12 protein-coding genes are annotated in these 17573 nt (G+C 68.9%); 2 read left to right on the top strand and 10 right to left on the bottom strand.

Annotation, left to right across the window (positions count from 1 at the left end):
• Positions 1–18: 18 nt before the first annotated feature.
• The gene (locus tag AC1AYR_RS01085; protein WP_476511023.1) at positions 19–2364 is read right to left on the bottom strand and encodes a WD40 repeat domain-containing protein; all 2346 of its coding nucleotides are present in this window, start codon (positions 2362–2364) and stop codon (positions 19–21) included.
• Positions 2365–2543: 179 nt separating this feature from the next.
• Between AC1AYR_RS01085 and AC1AYR_RS01080 the strand changes: the two genes are divergently transcribed.
• Positions 2544–3749: a hypothetical protein gene (locus AC1AYR_RS01080; RefSeq protein ID WP_476511024.1), complete on the top strand. Its 1206-nt coding sequence runs from the start codon at positions 2544–2546 to the stop codon at positions 3747–3749.
• A 9-nt stretch (positions 3750–3758) separates the two neighbouring features.
• Here the strand turns inward: AC1AYR_RS01080 and AC1AYR_RS01075 are convergent, their stop codons facing one another.
• From AC1AYR_RS01075 to AC1AYR_RS01035, 9 genes are all read right to left on the bottom strand, one after another.
• On the bottom strand, positions 3759–4496 hold the full coding sequence (locus tag AC1AYR_RS01075) for a hypothetical protein (RefSeq protein WP_476511025.1): 738 nt from the start codon (positions 4494–4496) through the stop codon (positions 3759–3761).
• Positions 4493–7090, bottom strand: a complete 2598-nt coding sequence (locus AC1AYR_RS01070) for a hypothetical protein (RefSeq protein ID WP_476511026.1) — start codon at positions 7088–7090, stop codon at positions 4493–4495. Before AC1AYR_RS01070 ends, AC1AYR_RS01075 begins: the two co-directional genes overlap by 4 nt.
• A gap of 229 nt (positions 7091–7319) precedes the next feature.
• Positions 7320–9431 (bottom strand): lamin tail domain-containing protein, encoded by a 2112-nt coding sequence (locus AC1AYR_RS01065; protein ID WP_476511027.1) that lies wholly within the window; start codon positions 9429–9431, stop codon positions 7320–7322.
• A 114-nt stretch (positions 9432–9545) separates the two neighbouring features.
• Complete coding sequence (locus AC1AYR_RS01060; protein WP_476511189.1) at positions 9546–11024, bottom strand: acid phosphatase; 1479 nt, start codon at positions 11022–11024, stop codon at positions 9546–9548.
• 225 nt (positions 11025–11249) lie between these two features.
• A complete protein-coding gene (locus tag AC1AYR_RS01055) occupies positions 11250–12518 on the bottom strand; it encodes an amino acid ABC transporter permease (RefSeq protein ID WP_476511028.1) in 1269 nt (422 codons plus the stop codon).
• Between the two features lie 7 nt (positions 12519–12525).
• The gene (locus AC1AYR_RS01050; RefSeq protein WP_476502039.1) at positions 12526–13203 is read right to left on the bottom strand and encodes an amino acid ABC transporter permease; all 678 of its coding nucleotides are present in this window, start codon (positions 13201–13203) and stop codon (positions 12526–12528) included.
• Positions 13203–14045, bottom strand: a complete 843-nt coding sequence (locus tag AC1AYR_RS01045; protein WP_476511029.1) for a glutamate ABC transporter substrate-binding protein — start codon at positions 14043–14045, stop codon at positions 13203–13205. The genes AC1AYR_RS01050 and AC1AYR_RS01045 overlap by 1 nt, the downstream gene beginning before the upstream one ends.
• Before the next feature lie 20 nt (positions 14046–14065).
• Complete coding sequence (locus tag AC1AYR_RS01040) at positions 14066–14866, bottom strand: amino acid ABC transporter ATP-binding protein (protein WP_034529880.1); 801 nt, start codon at positions 14864–14866, stop codon at positions 14066–14068.
• A 130-nt stretch (positions 14867–14996) separates the two neighbouring features.
• Positions 14997–15554: a YbaK/EbsC family protein gene (locus AC1AYR_RS01035; protein ID WP_476511030.1), complete on the bottom strand. Its 558-nt coding sequence runs from the start codon at positions 15552–15554 to the stop codon at positions 14997–14999.
• 235 nt (positions 15555–15789) lie between these two features.
• On the opposite strand from AC1AYR_RS01035, the gene AC1AYR_RS01030 reads away from it, so the two are divergent.
• Entirely contained in the window at positions 15790–17481 is a 1692-nt protein-coding gene (locus AC1AYR_RS01030; RefSeq protein WP_476511031.1) for an ATP-binding cassette domain-containing protein, read from the top strand.
• Positions 17482–17573: the final 92 nt, after the last annotated feature.

The following is a 17573-nucleotide window of genomic DNA, read 5'->3' as shown; positions in this document are numbered from 1 at the left end:
CCGCTCCCCTCTCCTGTTCTACTCGCCGACGCCGCCGTCGCCGGTCGTCGCCGCGGCGGCGGGCGCGGCGGGGCATGCGGTCAGATTGTGTCGTCGCGCGAACGAGCCGCCGAATGCGGTCATGTTGTAGCTGGGCCAGCATACGGGTGTGCGCGCGGCGGCGGCCTCCGTCGCGCCGGCGAGCGTGGCGGTGCCGGCGAGCGACCACGGCCGCCACCAGCCGGACGCGGTGTGCGCGACGAGCCGCGACCGGTCCCGGCTCCAGCCGAGCCGGTCGACGGCGCCGCCGTCCGGCGCGGACCATCGGCGCACCATGGTCAACGTCGGTTTGCCGGCGTCGTTCCCGGAGGCCTTGTCCGTCTCGCCGATGTCCCATGCGATGACGTCGCCCGTATCGGTGCCGACGGCGACCGCGTCGCCCTGCGGCGTCACGGCGGCGACGGTCGGCGTGCCGTGTCGCGCCGCGACCGTCGCGCGCGCGGTGCCGGCGGGCGTGGTCACGCTGACCGCGCCGTCGCCAGTCACCTTCACGCGCACGGCGCCGCCCGCCGCGTCCGTCACGGCGCGCGGCGCCGTCGTGTCGGAGACGCGCGCGCCGGCGGGACGTGCGTCCGCGGGCGTCATCGCGTCGGTCGATTGGATGGCGACGTCGAGGCCGTTGCCGCACGCCAGCAGACCGTTGCGCGAGAACGCAGGATAGGTGACGGCGGTGATCGTCTCGCATGCGGCGCCCAGGTCGAGCCCATGGTCGAGGTCGATGAGGCGCACGCCGTCCTGACTGGTGCTCACCGCGGCCGTGCGGCCGTCGGCGGAGACGGCGAGGCCGAGCGGCGAGTCGCGCGTGACGACGCCGACGGATTCGAGGCCGTCCGGGTAGTCTCCGTTTCCGCCGCGCTTCGCGACGAACATCCTTCCCGCGTCGATGATGACGATCGTGCCGTCCATGCCGATCACGCCGTAGACGAATTCGCCGGAATCCTCCGGCAGGGCGAGATCGACGGGCTTCGCGTCCACGCTCTCGCCGACGACGTGCATCGTGCCGCCGTCGCGCACCAGCGCGCGCAGTCCCTGCTCCGTGCGTTTCACGTCGAGCACCTCGCCTTTCGCCGCGGAGGCGCGCAGGCCGCCGCCCTTGCTCCAGACGGCCACATGATCGCCCTCCTCGACCATGACGCGCGTCGCGTCCTTGTTCGCGGCGACGCGCGAGAGGACCGGCGTCTTCGCGTCAATGACGCGCGTCGACCCGTGGTCCAGGTCGACGAGCACGAGGCCCTTGTCGCCGGTGACCGCGGCCGTGCGGCCGTCCGCGGCGAGGGCGAATTCGAATCGTCCCTGCGCCACGCGCCACGCCTGCGATGGCTTCGCGGTGGCGACGTCCCAGACGCGCAGCACGCCGCCGGACGATTCCGCGACGAACCGCGAGCCGTCGTCGGAGAACACGCCGGAGCCGGTGTAGTCGCCCTGCACCGAGTTCTCGACGCCGACGTCCAGCAGCGTCCAGTCACGTGTGAGGCCGTCGCGGATCGTCGCCGCAGCGGCCGATTCGTCCACGCCGCCGGCCTCGGCCGCCTGGATCGTGCGGAACGTGGAGAATTCGGGGGCGACGTCCGATTGGAAACGGGACACGGATTGCACGGCGGCGACGAACCGCTGGTTCGCCCACCGGGTGAACAGGATCGTGCCGGCGACGAACGCGACGACGAACGCGACCGCGACGCCGACGCGGATGTTCGACCAAATCCGCCTGCGCCGCACGCGCGCCGCATAGGCGACCGACCCGGCCGTATACGCGCGCATCGTCTCGTCGGGGCGGGCGAACGGGTCCGCCGCCATGCGTGCGACGAGCCGCGCGGACTCCTCGGCGTGCCGCCGGTCCTGGATGAGGAAGTCGTCGCCCCCGCCGTTGCGCGCCCACCGTTCCGCGCTCGCGCGCAACGCGTTGAACGCGTCGTAGGAGGCGATGTTGAGACGGAACAGGTCGTTCCAGCGCACCATGCGCGCGGGGCCGGAGACCGACGAGAAGTCGGCGCAATTGTACTGGTCGACGTCGGGCCCCGCCCATTCGGGGCGCATCCCGTCGACGCGTACCGGAGCCACGGTGCGGGCGGCGCGCGCGATCGCGTTGATGTAGTCGACGAACGCCGCGCTGCGCACCGCGGGGGCACTCAGGATGATGACGACAAGATCGAATCGGGCGGCGTCGGCGGCGACGACCGTGGGCGCGCCCACGTTCAAGGTGACGCGTCTGCCTTGCGCGGTGGCCGCCGCGGCCGCCTCACGCGCCGCCACGGCATCGCCGCCATGCGCCACGATCATCACGGCCGACTGTGCCGTGGGCTGCGGTTCGGGCTGTGGTATGGGCATCGCCGCCTCCTCTCCCCTCCCCACCATGATACGACCGCCCCGTTCCGCCGCCCATCTCTCCGCGCGATTTTGTTGCGCTGAATAGCCGTTTTACGCACCAAAATCGCGCGTAATGGGGAGGGATGAGAGGGCGACGCCGATATGATGGCACTGGGACGGTCCGATACGGGAGGGACGATATGGCGCAACGGTTGGCCTTGTTCATCGGCGTGGGGGAATACGCGAGCGCGGTATACCGGGACCGGCAGCCGCGGTGCTGCTGCGTCGACGCGCACGCATTCGCCCGACTGATCCGCGAGAACAGTCCGCGCACGCCCCAACCGAACTTCCGGCTGCTCGGCGGCGAAGTGTACGCGACGCCCGACCCGTTCGACGCGACGGATCCGGAGATGACGGCGGACGCGCTGACCGGACGCGTGCGCGACCTGTTCCGCATGGTGCGCCGCGGCGACGCGCTCCTCTACTTCACCGGCCATGCAATCCCCGTCGGCGATGGCACCGACCTGCTGCTGCTCACCCCGGACGACGATCCGACCGGCGACTCGACCGACAGCACAACCGCCACCCGCCGCGGCATCCGTGTGAGCGACATACGCGAAGCCGCGTTCGCCTCGCAGGCGAGCAGCATGACCATCATCCTCGACTGCTGCCATGCGGGCGTCGCCGCCGCGATGGAGTGGCCGCGCAACACGACGGTCCTTGCCAGCACCGACGAGCACACGGCCTCGCAGTCCCCGTTCGGCACGCATCTCATGTATACGAGCGCGCTGATGGCCGCGTTGCAGGGCGCGGCCGCGGACGTGCAGGGCGTCATCACCCCGTTGTCGCTGCACTCCACCGTGTGCGCGCTGCTCGACCTGGGCGAGGACGGCCAGCAGCCGGTGCTGCGCACGTGGAGCGACGCGACGACCGTGCTGCGTCAGGTGGAGGCGAGCCGGCAGATCACCGAGGAGGAGCTGGCGCGCATCGCCCCGGATGCCGCTCATGGTCTCATGGCACCCTCCCGCCGTCGCGCCGCGACGCGCATGTTCGACGGCGAAACGCTGGAACCGTTCACGGGATTCGCGACGAAGGAGGCGTCGTTCGCCGTGCATCCGGAACACGAGTCGCCGACCGCGCGCGACGGGGTGATGCGCGTCGGCGACGAGACATGGGAACGGTTGGACGGATTGCAGCGCGACATGGAGCTGTTCAAACATCTGCGCAACGCGAAGCTGCTGGAGGCGTTCATCCGCGAGCCGGACGGCGCGACGCACGAGGCGGACCTGTTCTGGGCGTGCATGGCCGAATGGGATGCGGACCGCCGCGAACCGACCGGACGTCAGGGGTTCGTGCGTCTGACCGATCTGGGCCGCCTCTACTGGGATATCCAACACAAGCGGTGACGCCCTCGGTCAACGCAGGGTGCAGCTGACCGGGAGCCCCTCGGCGGGTGCCTTGACGCCGCCGCGATGCCATGTGCCGCGACGTATGTCGACGTCCAACGCCAGTTCGTTCCCATTGGAGAAGCGCAACGCGAGCCGGTGCGCACCGTCCGCGTCCGGCATGTCGACGCGCAATGCGAGCGTGCCCGCGTCGTCGCGGCGAACGAGCACGCGGGCGCGTTGGGAGACGAACGTCGCATCCCAACGTCCGCCTACAGCCAATCGACTTCCGGTGGTATCGGCCGTTTCACCGCTTCCGGCGTCGCCGAGCAGCACCGGCGCGAACCGGTCGGAGTGCGCGGAGGCCGCATCCATAGCGCCCATCGTCACGCCGCCGTCCCCCGCGTCGAGTTCGCGCGCCAGCTCGTCGAACATCGCGTCGGGAACGCCGTAGCCGACGGCGAGCGCGACCGTGAGGTCGGCGTCGCCTTCCGGCGTGGATTCGCGGCATTCGCGTTCCACGCGGCTCTCGTACGGGTACGGCAGGTGCCCGGCGAGCGCGAGATACCGTCCGAGGTACCGGTTCGCGTAGGCGAGCGCCGTATCGTCGGCGATCATCTGCGCGGCGAGCGTCGGGGGGAATCCTCCGATGATTCCGGCGATCACGTCGCGGGGCGTGAACGGCCGCGTCTCGCCGTCCCTCCACGGCGAGACGCCGCCCGCCGGTCCGCCTGCGGCCGTGCCGCGCGGAGTCACGTCGTCGATCATGCCGTCGCTCCTTTCCGTCGTATCGTATCGGCGTGGAACACGCACGCACCATCGGATGCGGGATCGATGCGCGCGCCGACGCAGTCCGGCGGCGTGACGCGGATCGTCGTCCACCGCCGGTCGGCGGCGCGCAGCCGCGCGAACGCGGCGAGCGCGACGCCGCGCACCACGTGTTCGGTGGCGTCGATGTCGCGGGCTATGCCGCGCCATGCGTCCGCGTCGCCACCATCGCCACCATCGCCGCCGCGCACGGTGCCGAGCGCGCGGCGCAGGTTCGCGATCTTGAATTCGCGTTCCGCTTCGGCGAGCCGTCCCGGATCGGACAGCATGATCGCCATGAGTCTCACACCGACGTGCCGGCCGTGCGGCCCCGGCACGGTGAGGCGCAGGCGTTTCGCCTTGGCGACGCGGATCAGCGTCCACAATGATTTGCGGCAGGCCTCGCCGCCGCGCTCGTCGCATAGGTCGATGAGGCGCACGAACGCTTCGACGGACGTGTCGGATCCAAGCATCATGCCGAGTCCGGTGACGGCGGCGAGGTATTGGACGGCATCGGCGGCGCCGCGTGCGCTGTCCGCGTAGTCGCGGATGGACCGGTCGACGGCCCTGCCGCCGCTTTTGCTCAGATGACCGCGGTCGCGGTACAGGTCGGCGAGCCGGCCGCCGCTGCCCCAGCCGCGTTCGCCTTCGTAGCGTTCGAGCGCCCCGGCGAGCCGCCACGCGTTCACGTCCTGATAGGCGGCGACGGGGTTCGTGGACCGGTAGGCGAGCGTGTGCCCGTGCCCGTCGACGGCGACCGCGTGGACGGTCTCGCCGCCGAGCCACCGACTGACCGCCTTGTCGGCCATGTCGTGGAACCGCCACCATGATTCCGGCATCGCGAACGCGTCGCCGCCGGTCTCCCCCAGGTCGTATCCGGCGGCCATCGCCTCTCGCATCTGCGCGGTCATCGACACGAGCACCGAGTCGAGGCGGTCCTCCATGCCGGGGAACATCCACACGGCGCGGCGGCGGAGGTCGTGCGCGTCTCCGTCGGCGCCACGCGTCTCGCCGCCGGAGACGAGCGCCACGTAGCCGCGGTACTCGCCGGGCGCGAGCGTGCGCCGCGCTCCCCCGTAGCCGGCGTATCCGAGGATCGCGTTGCGCAGTCCGACGTACACGTATTCGCCGGGCGCGTCGCCCGGATCCGCGGCCGTGGAGGCCGTAGCGTTCTCCGCCGCGGCCCCGCCCGCCCGCGCAGCCTCTCCGTCGAGGTTCACGACACGTCCCACGCACGCGTAGGCGAGCAGCATGCGCGCCGCCTCGCGCGCGTCGCGCGGCGGTTCGGCGTCGCCGCGCACGAGCGCGTTGCACGCCGCGGCGAGCGTCCGATCCGCGAACGCGGGCGTGTCGGCGATGGCGCGCACGGCGAGCCGGATACCGGCGATGTCGTTCTCGCCGGGCATCATGTCGCACCATCGCGCGTAGCCACGCGACACGCGCCGATGCGCGACGACCATGCGGCCCATCAGCGTGTTCCACGCGGAACCGTCCAGACCATGATGCGAGTGGTGTGCATGGCGTGACCCGGGGGTGCCGGTGCCGTGCGATCCGTCCCATGCCGCGGTGGCGTCGTCGGCGATGGGAGTAGACGGCGCGTCGAACCGTCGCGCGTCGCGGTCGGGCGTGTCCACGCCACGCCATCGCGCGTCGTAGACGCGTCGGTCCTCCTGCCGGACGACGTCCAGCACGGCGTGCCAGACACACCAGGACGCCACGTCGCGGCGTGCACGCGGCGTGTGGCGGCGGGCGCCGGCCACGCACCGGATCCAATGCGATTCCGCGCGTTCCAGCGCGGCGGCGGGGTCCATGCCGTCGCCGCGGCCCGCATCGCGCGATGCTACGACTTCCGGGGCGGCGTCCCGCAATCCCCACGAGGCGAGACGCGTCCGGACCGTCCGCTCCCATGCGTCGGGAGCCGTATCCGGGCCGGCACCACCGTCGACCGGCCGCCGCGACCAGTCGCGCAGCCGTTCGCGGGCCATGCATTCCGCCGTGCGCGAGGCGAGCAGATCGAGGAAGGCCTCGGAGTCGATGTCGTCCTCGTACCCGTAGGCGTCGCGCAGGGCGTCGACGAATCCGCGACGGTCGATGTGCAGGTCGAGCGCGGCGACGAAGTCGACGAACCGGTCGAATTCGAGCTGCAGCATCATCGCCGCAGCCATGGCCGTCTCCTCGTCGGGCTCGTAGACGCCGTCGGCGAGATTGCGTTCGCCGATCGGGAACGTGTGCTCCTGATCGACGATGAGGCACAGGTTGAGGAAGTCGACGCCGTGCAATCGGCGACGACCGGCGGCGTTCCCGTCGCTGCCATCGGCGTCGGGGCCGGGGATTCCTGCGTCCGTGGCGCCCTGCGCGCGCAGGTAGGCGGTCATGCGCCGCGACATGCCGGCCATGTAGCGTTCGAGGAACGGGCCGACGATGTCCGGGTCGACCGGTTCCAGCCATTCTCCCGGATACCAGTCGTCGGACAGACGCCGCGTGCGGTCGTCGGCGGACGGGCGTTTCCACGGTGATCGGCGTGTGCGGGACGATGCGGTGCATATACGTGTCATCGGCGCCGCACCTCCGTCGGCAGCACGACATGCGCAGGAACGCCGCGCTCGCGCGCGTCGGGGATGCGCTGATGCCCAGTGACCGCGATGATCATGTCGTTCCTCCCGTCCGGCGACCGCCACGTCGCCTCCGACGGCATCATTCTACGATTCCCCTATGTCGTGCGATGACGCGAATCGGAGGCGAGACCGGACGGCACCGACGAGGACGGCGCCGGCGTGCGGCCGGTCAGGAGAGGCGGCGGCGCGAGGCGAGCGCGGCGGGGATGCCGAGCGCGAGCAGTGCGACCGCGGCCACGGCGATCGGCATGATCGGAGAACCGGTGTTCGACAGGTGCTTCGGCTGCGCACCGCCCTTGCCGCCGGCCTGCGGCGTCGTGGTCGGGCCGGGCTTGCCCGGGTTCTGCGTGCCCGTCTGTCCGGTGCCGCCCGTCTGGCCGGCGCCGCCGGGCGTCTGGCCCGGGTTCGGGTTCACGGCTTCGATCCAGCCCTGACGCAGCGAGTGGCCGCCGGTCACGCCGTCGTCGGCCCAGAACACCGGCTTGTAGGTCTTGCCGGCCGCACCGCCCGTGACGGTCCGCGCATACGAGTCGGGCGTGATCGCGAATCCTTCCGCGTTCTGCCCGGAGATCTCCTTGGGCGTGTCGATGAGCTTGGTGAGCGCGAGTGCGCCCGCATCGTCGAACGTGTAGACGCCGATCTTCGCGCCGGTGCCGTTGTCGTTGTCGCCTTCGGCGAGCAGCTGGCCGTGTTCGGCGTCCCAGACGAGGTCGCGCGGGCCGTCGTAGCCGGCGTTCGCCGCGGACTGCGGCAGCGGGATCGACGCCAACGGGTAGGCGGCGTCCTGCCCGCCGACGGTGGCGAGCGCGAACGCGTAGATCGTGTTCGTTTTCTCCAGGGCGGCGAGGAACAGGCCGCCGTAGTCGTTGGCGGTGCCGTCAGGATCGTAGGCGTGCGTGTTCTTCGGGTCGAGGTTCGTCTGGAAGCCCTTCGCGACGAGGGTCGCGTCGGGGATGAACGCGACGCCTTCGACGCCGAGGTTGGCGTCGTCCTTGCCGAGGGGCACGCCGAACTGGCTCAGGCCGGCGGTGAGATCCCACTCGTGGGTGGCGGTGAGGTCCTGCGCGCCGTCGCCGTTGGCGTCGGTCGATGCGGCGTTCACGTCGTAGGAGAGGATGGACGGGCGCGGCGTGTTCTTGTTCTCGTTGTCGCGTTCCGCGCCGATGAACACGCCCTTCGTGCTGTCGGGCTTGCCGTCGGCGCCAGGGATCAGCGTGATGCCCTCGGAGTCGACGCCGCCCTTGCCGTCCTTGAAGTGCAGCTGCTTGCCGCCCTTGGTCCGGCCGTTCTTCGTGAACGTCCAGCCGTCGGACGGGTCCTGCTTCCATGTGCCGTCCACGTCGATGAACTTGTTGATGGAGCCGGGGCCCTTGTCGGTCGTATTGCCGAGCGTCGGGTTGAGGTCGTTGTCGGCGGCCCATAGCGTGTCCGGCCTGCCGTCGCGGCCCTGCTCGTAGACGAGTCCGGACAGGTTGCCGTCCGTATGGTCGCCGGATTGGCCCTTCGCGCCGAATTCGCCTTCGGCGTCGACGGCGGTCACGTCGGGCAGTCCCGGCCATGCGTCGACGGTCATCGTGTCGCCGGTCGCCGGCGGCGTGGCCGGATCGGGGAATTCGTTGGCGGCGCCGGGCGTCGGCTTGTCGCTGACCTTGAACGTGCCGTCGTCGGCGCGCGCGTAGGACTGCTTGGCGGTCATCTTGTCGGCGAGCTTCCATGTGACGGCGTCCACCTGCGCGGCGGCGTCGTATGCGTCGCCTACGTGCGAGGTGAGGTAGACGGAGTCGGCGTCGGAGCCGAGCCCCGGTTCGCCGTTGTAGTCGATGGCGGCCACGAGATAGCCGCCCGGCCGGATCGTCGTGTCGGCGACGATCTCCTTGTCCGTGCCGATCGTGTAGTGCTTCTTCTGCTTCTCGTCGTAGATGCCCCAGCCTTTGACGTCGACGGGCGCGTCGCCGGTGTTCTTCAGCTCCACCCAGTCGTCGCGTTCGGTGACCGGGTCGCCGAGCTCCTTCGTGTTGCCGGCGAACACCTCGTTGATGACGACCGTCGGCTTGTCGTCGACCGGCGTCTCCTCCGCGGCCAGACCGTCCGTGGTCGAGGCGGCCGTCGTCGGCGCCGTCACGGTCGTCGCGTCGTTCGCGGTCGGCTCGATGCCTTCCGTCGCGAGCGCCACCGGCGCGCCGATCGCGAGCCCGCCGCCGAACGTGGCGACGGCGAGCGCCGCGGCGAACAGCCGTCGTGCGGCGTCCCGCCCCGCTCCCCCATCATGCTGCGATTCCATGTTTCTCCCCTTCGCTGGTATGGAACGATACGGTTCCACGCTATGGGGCCGAAGTGACGTCGCGTGTGTGCGCGGTCGACGCGCGTGTGGACGCGACGTGAACGTTCGTCGAACTCACGCGTCGCGGCGCGCGCGGCGGCGGCGGTCGCGCACGCGCAGCGACGCCGCGACCGCGCCGGCGGCGACGGTGCCGACGGCGACCGCGACGAGCGCGCGGCGTTCCAGCGACGCGGCGAGAGGACCGGGACCGTCCGGCGCGGCGTCGTTTTCGCCGGCGGCCGCGTCGGAGGCGGGATGGCCGCCGCGGTCCGCGTATTGCGCGTTGACGACGGTCGGGCCGTCGAGACGCGTCTTGTCGGCGGTCTCGACCTTGACGACGTCGCCGTTCGTGTCCAACGTGACGCGGGCGCACAGGGCCTTCGCCCAGTCGATGCGCTGCCAGCCGTCGGACGACTTCCATAGCGGGTAGCCGGAGTCGAGCGCGGTTTTGGCGAGAATCGCGTTCCACTGGTCGGCGTGCAGCTGCGGGTAGGCGAGGCGCAGCACGTCGGCGGCGCCTCGCGGCGCGGTGAACGGACGGCCCTGCTCGGCCCTGTCCTGCGCGAACCCGTAGGTCATGCGCTTGGCGTAGACACGCACGGCGGACGCCTGGTCCGTGACCGGCTCGTCGGCGACCGGGTCGAGGAACCCGTTCGTGTAGCCGCCTTCGCCGGTCGCCTTGAGATTCTTGATGCACGCCTTGAGCGTCGCGCCGTGGCCGTCGGCCTTGCAGCGCGCGGTGAGATAGCCGCGCAGCTGGCGTGCGGCGGGCGCGACCGACGGGCCGAACTCGTTGTGCCAGTATTGGCCGTTCTGCGCGGATCCGCCGATGCGCCCGCCCATGATGTCGAGCGGATAGTGGACGCCGAGCACGATGCGGTTGTTGCCGGCCTCCGAGGTGCGCGCCATGATCTGCGGTGCGAGTTCGGGGATCATGCCGGCGAGCGCCACGCCCCACGAGTAGGCCATGGTCGTGTGGCCGGACGGGTAGGAGCTGTTCTTCTGCAGGTTCGAATAGCCGGGGATGTGGTCGCCCCAGGACGGGGACTCCTTGATGTCGAGCGTGGCGGGCAGTCCGGCGAGGTCGTTGACGCCGTTGTAGGTGCTCACCGAACGGTCGAGGTAGGGGCGCGGGTGCATGGCGGCGCGCTTGGACAGGTAGGTGGAGGCGACGTTGAAGCGGAACAGGTCGACGACGCGGCCGAGCTTGTGCTCGTTGATGCCTTCGCTCATGTACCGGCCGAGCACGGGGCCTAGCGCGTCGGGCATGGTCTCGCGCGGCAGCAGGTCGGAATCGACGAGCGCGCGTTTGCGCTGCGGGGTGAGGCCTTCGGCATCGGCGCCTTCCGCGCCCTTGTGGTTGATGGCGACGGCTAGGTCCTCGTCGCGTCGCATCACGGTCTTGTCGAGTACCTTGCCGCCGTCCCGCGCGCTGGTGGGCGCCTTCCAATAGTCCTTCTCGTAGTCTGCGAGGAGCGCCACCCAGTCGGGGTTGGGCAGCTGGTCGGCGTGCGCCTGAGGGAGGGTGCCGGGGATCGGGGCGACGGCGAGCATGGCGGCGGCCGTGACGGCGGCCAGCGCCGCCGCGGTCCTGCGGACGAGCGTGCGGACGGGTGCGGATACGACGACGGCGGATAGGTTCGGGAACGGTGTCATGCTCCCTAACCTATCCGCCGTTTCGCTACGTAGCGCGGGTGCCGGTCGAACGGTGGGTGAACTCTTCGTGCCGGATTAGCGGACGGCGAGTCCACACCCGTGTCGACGCGGGCGCGGCGTCCGTCAGATCTTCGGGCGATGGCCCATGTCGTCGTGGCCCTTCTTGCCGATGTCGCCGTGCGGCTTGAACACGGCGCGGTCGTGCTTCTCGCCGTGGCCGTACTGGTCGTGGCGTTCGGCGGTCTCGCCGCCGTTCTCCTTGGCGGCCTTGGCGGCGAGACGAGCCGCCTTCGCGGCCTTCGCCTTGCGTTCCGCCTCCTCGTCGCGGATCAGACGGCCGGTCTCCGGGTCGATCTGCGATTCGGGCTGCGTGGCGTCGTAGCCCTGCTCGTAGCGGGTGCGGCGCCAGTTGCGGATCGACGCGTTCGTGCCGCGATGGTGCACGTGGTACTGGCGGGGCGCGCCGCCGAGCGGCAGCTCCTCCACCTCCTTGGCGACGGCGATCTGGTTGATGTTCGACGGGTCTCCGGCGGCGATCGGCGCGACCGGCTCGGGTTCGGCGGGCGCGGCCGTACGCTGCTGCATGCGTTCCGGCAGCCATTCGGCGAGGCGGGACAGCAGCCAGCAGGCGATGAAGTAGACGACCGCGGCCATGACGAGCGTCTGCAGGATGTTGAAGTACATCGAGCCGAGTCGGCGCGACTCCTGCAGGAGGTCCGTGTACATGATGATCGAGCCGAGCGCCGTGTCCTTGAGGACGACGACGAGCTGGGTGACGGCGGCGGGCAGCATCGCGTAGACGGCCTGCGGCACCTCGATCTGGATGAGGGACTGCGTTTCAGTGAGTCCCAAGGCGAGCGACGCCTCGCGCTGGCCGTTCGGCAGGTTGCCGACGCCGGAGCGGACGAGCTCGGCGACGACGGAGCCGTTGTAGAGCACGAGCGCGATGACGACCGCCCAGTACGAGGGGCTCGGCAGGCCCGCGAACGCGAACCAGCGCCAGAAGAAGATCATGAGCAGCAGCACCGGCACGGCGCGGCAGAACTCGACGATCACGGCGGACACGCCGCGCACGAGCGGATTCGGCAGGAGTCGTCCCACACCGAACACGAGGCCGAACAGGACGGCGCCGACCACGGCGAGCACGGTGGCCTTGACGGTCATCCACAGGCCGGGCAGATAGAAGTCGGTCCACGCCTCCTTCTCGAGTGCGGGCTTCCACAGCTCCCAGCTCAGCTGGTTCTCGCCGTCCGGCGGGTTGTGCAGTCGCATGAGCATGAGCACGACGAGCACGGCGAACACCAGGCCGGCGACCCAGTTGATGATGCGGATGGTGCGACGTCCCTTAGGACCGGGCGCGTCGAACAGGACGGAATTGGCAGTATCGGCCATGACTCGGTCACCTCCTCACGGCGAGCTTGTTGGACAGGTACGTGGTGAGCATGCCGATCGGAATGATCAGGATCACGTAGCCGAACGCGAAGATCAGGAAGATCTGGATGATGACGTCCGGACGGAACTCGATCATCTGACTCATCAGCGACGACGTCTCGGTGGAGACGGACGCGGCGGCGGCGACGGTCGAGTTCTTGAGCAATGCGATCAGCGTGTTGCCGAGCGGGGCGACCGAACCGCGGAACGCCTGCGGCAGGATGATCTCGGTGGCGGACTGCATGAAGCCGAGACCGAGCGCACGTGCCGCCTCAGCCTGGCCGAGCGGCACCGTGTTGATGCCCGAGCGCAGCGACTCGCACACGAACGCGGCCGTGTACAGGCTCAGGCCCATGACGGCCAACCAGAAGAAGTTCGTGGCGAACGTGTCGGAGAACGTGAGCTTCAACTGCGCGTATGCGCCGAGCACCATGAACACCATGATGATGGTGAGTGGCAGGTTCTTGAACAGCTCCACGTAGGCGCCGGCCACGGCCCTGAGGGACGAGATCGGCGAGATGCGCATGACCACGAGGATCACGCCGAGAATCATCGAGAACAGGGCGCTCCACAGGGTCAGCTCGATGTTGACGAGGAACGCGCCGGGCACATCGTATTGGCTGAACAGTTCGAGGAATCCGTTCATCACTTGTCCCCCTCACCCTCATCGGGCGTCGGCGGATTGTATTCCGCGTTCGGCGAGTACGCCGTACCCCTCGTGTTGTCGCTGATCGCACGCTGCCAGGAGCCGTCCTGGATCATGTCGACGATTGCGTTGTTGATCTGCGCGGCGAACTGCGTGTCGCCCTTCTTGATGCCCACGCCGTAGTATTCCTGCGTGAACGGCTTGCCGACGACGCGCAGCTTGCCACGGGAGGCGGAGGCGAGGCCGGCGAGGATGATGTCGTCGGTGGTGACCGCGTCCACGATGCCGGAGAACAGAGCGGTCGCGCATTCCGCGTAGCCCGGCTGCTCCATGAGCTGCACTTCGGAGGCGAACTTCTCCTTGACGGTGGCGGCCGAGGTCGAACCGGTGACGGAGCACAGGCGCTTGCCGTTGAGGTCCTCGGGGCCGTTGATGGACGTGTCGTCCTTGCGCACGAGCAGGTCCTGGCCGGCCACGAAGTAGGGTCCGGCGAACGAGACGGCCTTCTTGCGCTCGTCGGTGATCGAGTAGGTGGCGAGGATCATGTCCACGTCGCCGTTCTGGAGCATGGCCTCACGCTGCTTGGACGGGGCCTCCTTCCAGATGATCTCGTCCTCGGAGTAGCCGAGTTTCTTGGCGATGTACTTGGCCACGTCCACGTCGAAGCCGACGTAGGTGCCGGACTTCTTGAAGCCGAGGCCCGGCTGGTCGAATTTGATGCCGATGCGGATCTTGCCGGCCTCGTCGGAACCGCAGGCGGCCAGCGACATCGTGCAGGCGAGCGCGGCCACGGCGGCGACCACGCGGCACGCCATCCGCTTCACTGATGGTTTGAACGTCATTGCTTGTCTCTTCCCGTCGGTCAGTGGGTGAGGATCTTCGACAGGAAGTCCTTGGCGCGCTCGGTCTTCGGATGCTCGAAGAACTCGTCGGGCGTGTTCTGTTCGAGGATCTGGCCGTCGGCCATGAACACGATGCGGTCCGCGGCCTTGCGCGCGAAGCCCATCTCGTGCGTGACGCACAGCATGGTCATGCCTTCGTGGGCGAGCTCGACCATGACGTCGAGTACCTCGTTGACCATTTCCGGGTCGAGCGCGGATGTCGGCTCGTCGAAGAGCATGACCTTCGGGCGCATGGCGAGCGCGCGGGCGATGGCGACGCGCTGCTGCTGGCCGCCGGAGAGCTGGGACGGCATCTTGTTGGCCTGCGAGTCGACGCCGACGCGGGCGAGCAGGTCCATGGCGAGGCGCTCGGCCTCCTTCTTGTCCATGTGGCGCACCTTGATGGGCGCGAGCGTCACGTTCTCGAGGATGGTTTTGTTGGCGAACAGGTTGAACGACTGGAACACCATGCCGACTTCGGCCCTGAGGTTGGCGAGCTCCTTGCCTTCCTGGGGCAGGGCCTTGCCGTCGATGCGGATGTCGCCGGAGTCGATGGTTTCCAGACGGTTGATGGTGCGGCACATCGTGGACTTGCCGGAGCCGGACGGACCGACGATGACGAGCACCTCGCCCTTGTTGACGGTGAGGTTGATGTCCTTGAGGACGTGCAGGTCGCCGAAGTGCTTTTCGACGTGGGTCAGCTCGACGAGCGGGTGGCCGGTGGTCTCGTTACCCGGCACGAGGGGCGCGACAGGGCGCGTTTCTTCCAGTTTCTCTGACATGGGAGGTCAGTATAACGGCAACGTGTTACCGGCAGACTACCAGCCGGACATCAGGTGTTCACCCTGTGAGACGATTTCCCATCATTTCCATGGTGCGGCGACACCTACGGAGCGCCGCACCATGGGAACGTCACTGCACCGGACGCGGCTTGCCGAGACCGGACACGAACCTGACGCCGGGGATGTCGGCGAAGATGGAGCCGTCCACCACGAGTTTCGACGGGCGGATGCCGGAGCCCAAGTACAGCTTCGGGATCGACAGGATATGCTGGTCGACGAGCAGCGGCCAGGACTCCGGCAGCCCGATCGGCGACATGCCGCCCGACTCCATGCCGGTCGCCTCGACGGCCGCGGCGATCGGCGCGAAGCTCACCTTCGACACTTCCAACGTGTGTTTGACGACGCCGTTCAAGTCGGCACGCGTGTCCGCCGTGACGAACGCGGCGGCGAACTCGGGCGGCGCCTTGCGGGTCTTGTGCGTGTGCACGACGACCACGTTGCCGGTGATCGCGAACGGCACGCCGTACTTCGGACACCACAGGTCGGTGTCCGATTCCTCGTCCGTGTTGATGGTCACGCCCAGGATCTTGGACTCCGGCACGCCCGAGGCCACCAGATCGTTGAGCCGGTCGAACACCGGCTTGGCCAATAGGTCCCCGTCATGCCAGTCGATGATCTCCAACGTCATATGTCCCCCTCGTTTTGCCAACGGCCTTCATTACCCGCCCACCATAACGACGCGTCGCCCGTCCCACGCCGCCTCGCCTATAGCCGTTCCCTATAGCTGGTTCACGATTCCCCACCTTTGGCGAATCGTGAACCGGAGGCGATGTCGCCATGGCCCCCTACGATGCCCCACGTCAATAAGTTCGGGGTCTTGGCCCCATCAGGAAAGGAAACCACCCGAGTTGCGCCTGTGAAGGATGACGGCAGCCCAGCGGAACCACGCGCCGAAGCGTGCCGCCGTGCGTCATCCGTCATTGGACCAGGATTCGGTTCCTTGCCGTCATCGTCATATCATCCCCATCGGCACGCCCGAAACGAAAGGCGCGACCATACTCACCCTCACCGATATCACGTTCACCTATCCGAACGCACCGGAACCGTTGTTCGCCGGCGTCGACGTGTCGTTCCCACGCGGCTGGACCGCCGTGGTCGGCGACAACGGCATCGGCAAGACCACGCTCACGGCCATCGCACGCGGTGCTCTCACCCCGGATAAAGGCACCGTCTCCCCCAGCCCGGCACGTCTCGTCATCGGCCATTGCCCGCAGACGGTCGACATCCCGCCCGAAGGAATCGACGCGTTCGCCGTGGACTGGTCGCCCGAGGCGATCGCCGTACGCGACATGCTCGGCATCGGCGACGACTGGCCGTACCGCTACGGCACGCTGTCCGGCGGCGAGCGCAAACGCGTGCAGCTCGCCTGCGCGCTCATCGCACGACCCGACGTGCTGGTCCTGGACGAGCCGACGAACCATGTCGACGCCGCCACGCGGGCGCGCATCGTCGACGCGATGCGCGCATACCGCGGCATCGGCATCGTCGTCTCGCACGACGTGGCGCTCATCGACGCGACCTGCGGCCGGTGCGTCGTCTTCTCGCGCCGTCACGTCGGCTCACGCAACGTGACGACCGTCGACACGATTCCGGGCGGATGGACGCAGGCCGCGGCGGCGCTCGAGGCGCGCGATGCCGCCGACGCCGCGGCATTGGCCGCAGCGCGGCGCGAAACGGCACGCCTGTCGGCCTCCCGAGCTCGGGGATTCGCCAAAGTGCGTCAGGTCGAGGCCACGAAACGACACGGCGAGCACATCGACCGGAACGACCATGACGCGCGGGACAGGCGTCAGCTGGCGAAGATGACCGGTCTCGACCGTGGCGTCACCCGCGCCTATACGCGGCTCGACGCCCGGATGGCCGAGGCCCGACGACGCGAGAACGGCATCACGGTCGCGGCGAAACGTTACGACGGCGACATCTGGATGGATGTCGAGCCGAGTCGCCGACATGAGATCGTCCGGCTTGAGGCTGGTGCGATCCGGTTCGATGGGAGGGACGGCATCGACGACTGCCTATCCCGGGCCGATGTTGTCGGCACTCGCATCCGGTTGTCGTCGCCGTCCGACGGCGATGCGCCGACTGGTCTCAGGATTCCGACGATCTCGATCGGCCCTCGCGACCATGTCGCGGTGACGGGGCCGAACGGCACCGGCAAATCGACGCTGCTGCGCGCGATGCTCGACCATACCGTCGACGTGCCGACTCTGGTCGTCGCGCAGGAGCTCACCGATGATGACCGCGACGCGGCGATGGCGCGGCTTCACGGGCTTCCCGCCGAGGGCCGTGCCCGTGTGCTGGGGGCTTTCGCACGGCTCAATGCGAATCCGGACAGGCTGTTGGCCGGCGGCTCGCCGTCGCCGGGCGAACTGCACAAGCTGCTGATGTGTCTGGCGTTGCCGGATCGCCCGCAGCTGATCGTCATGGATGAGCCGACGAACCATCTCGACCTGTCGTCGAAGACGGCGTTGGCCCGACTGTTGGCGGACTATCCGGGGGCGCTGGTCGTCGTCTCCCACGACGAATGGTTCGTGGACCGGGTACTGGGTTCATGATCCCCCTGGCGAATCGTGAACCGGGAAACAAAAAGGCTCTGTTAAACTAGCTTTGACATGACGGGGGCGCATGTCCAATACTGTAGTTACAA

This window comes from Bifidobacterium sp. LH_417 (assembly GCF_056357035.1).
Note: the sequence above shows the minus strand (reverse complement) of the source record. Positions and strands in the feature narration are given on the sequence as shown.

Excerpts from the sequence above, each read along its gene's own strand:
- AC1AYR_RS01080 (WP_476511024.1), top strand. The coding sequence starts at position 2,544 with ATGGCGCAACGGTTGGCCTTGTTCATCGGCGTGGGGGAATACGCGAGC.
- AC1AYR_RS01055 (WP_476511028.1), bottom strand. The coding sequence starts at position 12,518 with ATGGCCGATACTGCCAATTCCGTCCTGTTCGACGCGCCCGGTCCTAAG.
- AC1AYR_RS01050 (WP_476502039.1), bottom strand. The coding sequence starts at position 13,203 with ATGAACGGATTCCTCGAACTGTTCAGCCAATACGATGTGCCCGGCGCG.
- AC1AYR_RS01060 (WP_476511189.1), bottom strand. The coding sequence starts at position 11,024 with ATGCTCGCCGTCGCCCCGATCCCCGGCACCCTCCCTCAGGCGCACGCC.
- AC1AYR_RS01070 (WP_476511026.1), bottom strand. The coding sequence starts at position 7,090 with ATGACACGTATATGCACCGCATCGTCCCGCACACGCCGATCACCGTGG.
- AC1AYR_RS01045 (WP_476511029.1), bottom strand. The coding sequence starts at position 14,045 with ATGACGTTCAAACCATCAGTGAAGCGGATGGCGTGCCGCGTGGTCGCC.
- AC1AYR_RS01040 (WP_034529880.1), bottom strand. The coding sequence starts at position 14,866 with ATGTCAGAGAAACTGGAAGAAACGCGCCCTGTCGCGCCCCTCGTGCCG.
- AC1AYR_RS01085 (WP_476511023.1), bottom strand. The coding sequence starts at position 2,364 with ATGCCCATACCACAGCCCGAACCGCAGCCCACGGCACAGTCGGCCGTG.
- AC1AYR_RS01075 (WP_476511025.1), bottom strand. The coding sequence starts at position 4,496 with ATGATCGACGACGTGACTCCGCGCGGCACGGCCGCAGGCGGACCGGCG.
- AC1AYR_RS01035 (WP_476511030.1), bottom strand. The coding sequence starts at position 15,554 with ATGACGTTGGAGATCATCGACTGGCATGACGGGGACCTATTGGCCAAG.
- AC1AYR_RS01030 (WP_476511031.1), top strand. The coding sequence starts at position 15,790 with ATGACGGCAGCCCAGCGGAACCACGCGCCGAAGCGTGCCGCCGTGCGT.
- AC1AYR_RS01065 (WP_476511027.1), bottom strand. The coding sequence starts at position 9,431 with ATGGAATCGCAGCATGATGGGGGAGCGGGGCGGGACGCCGCACGACGG.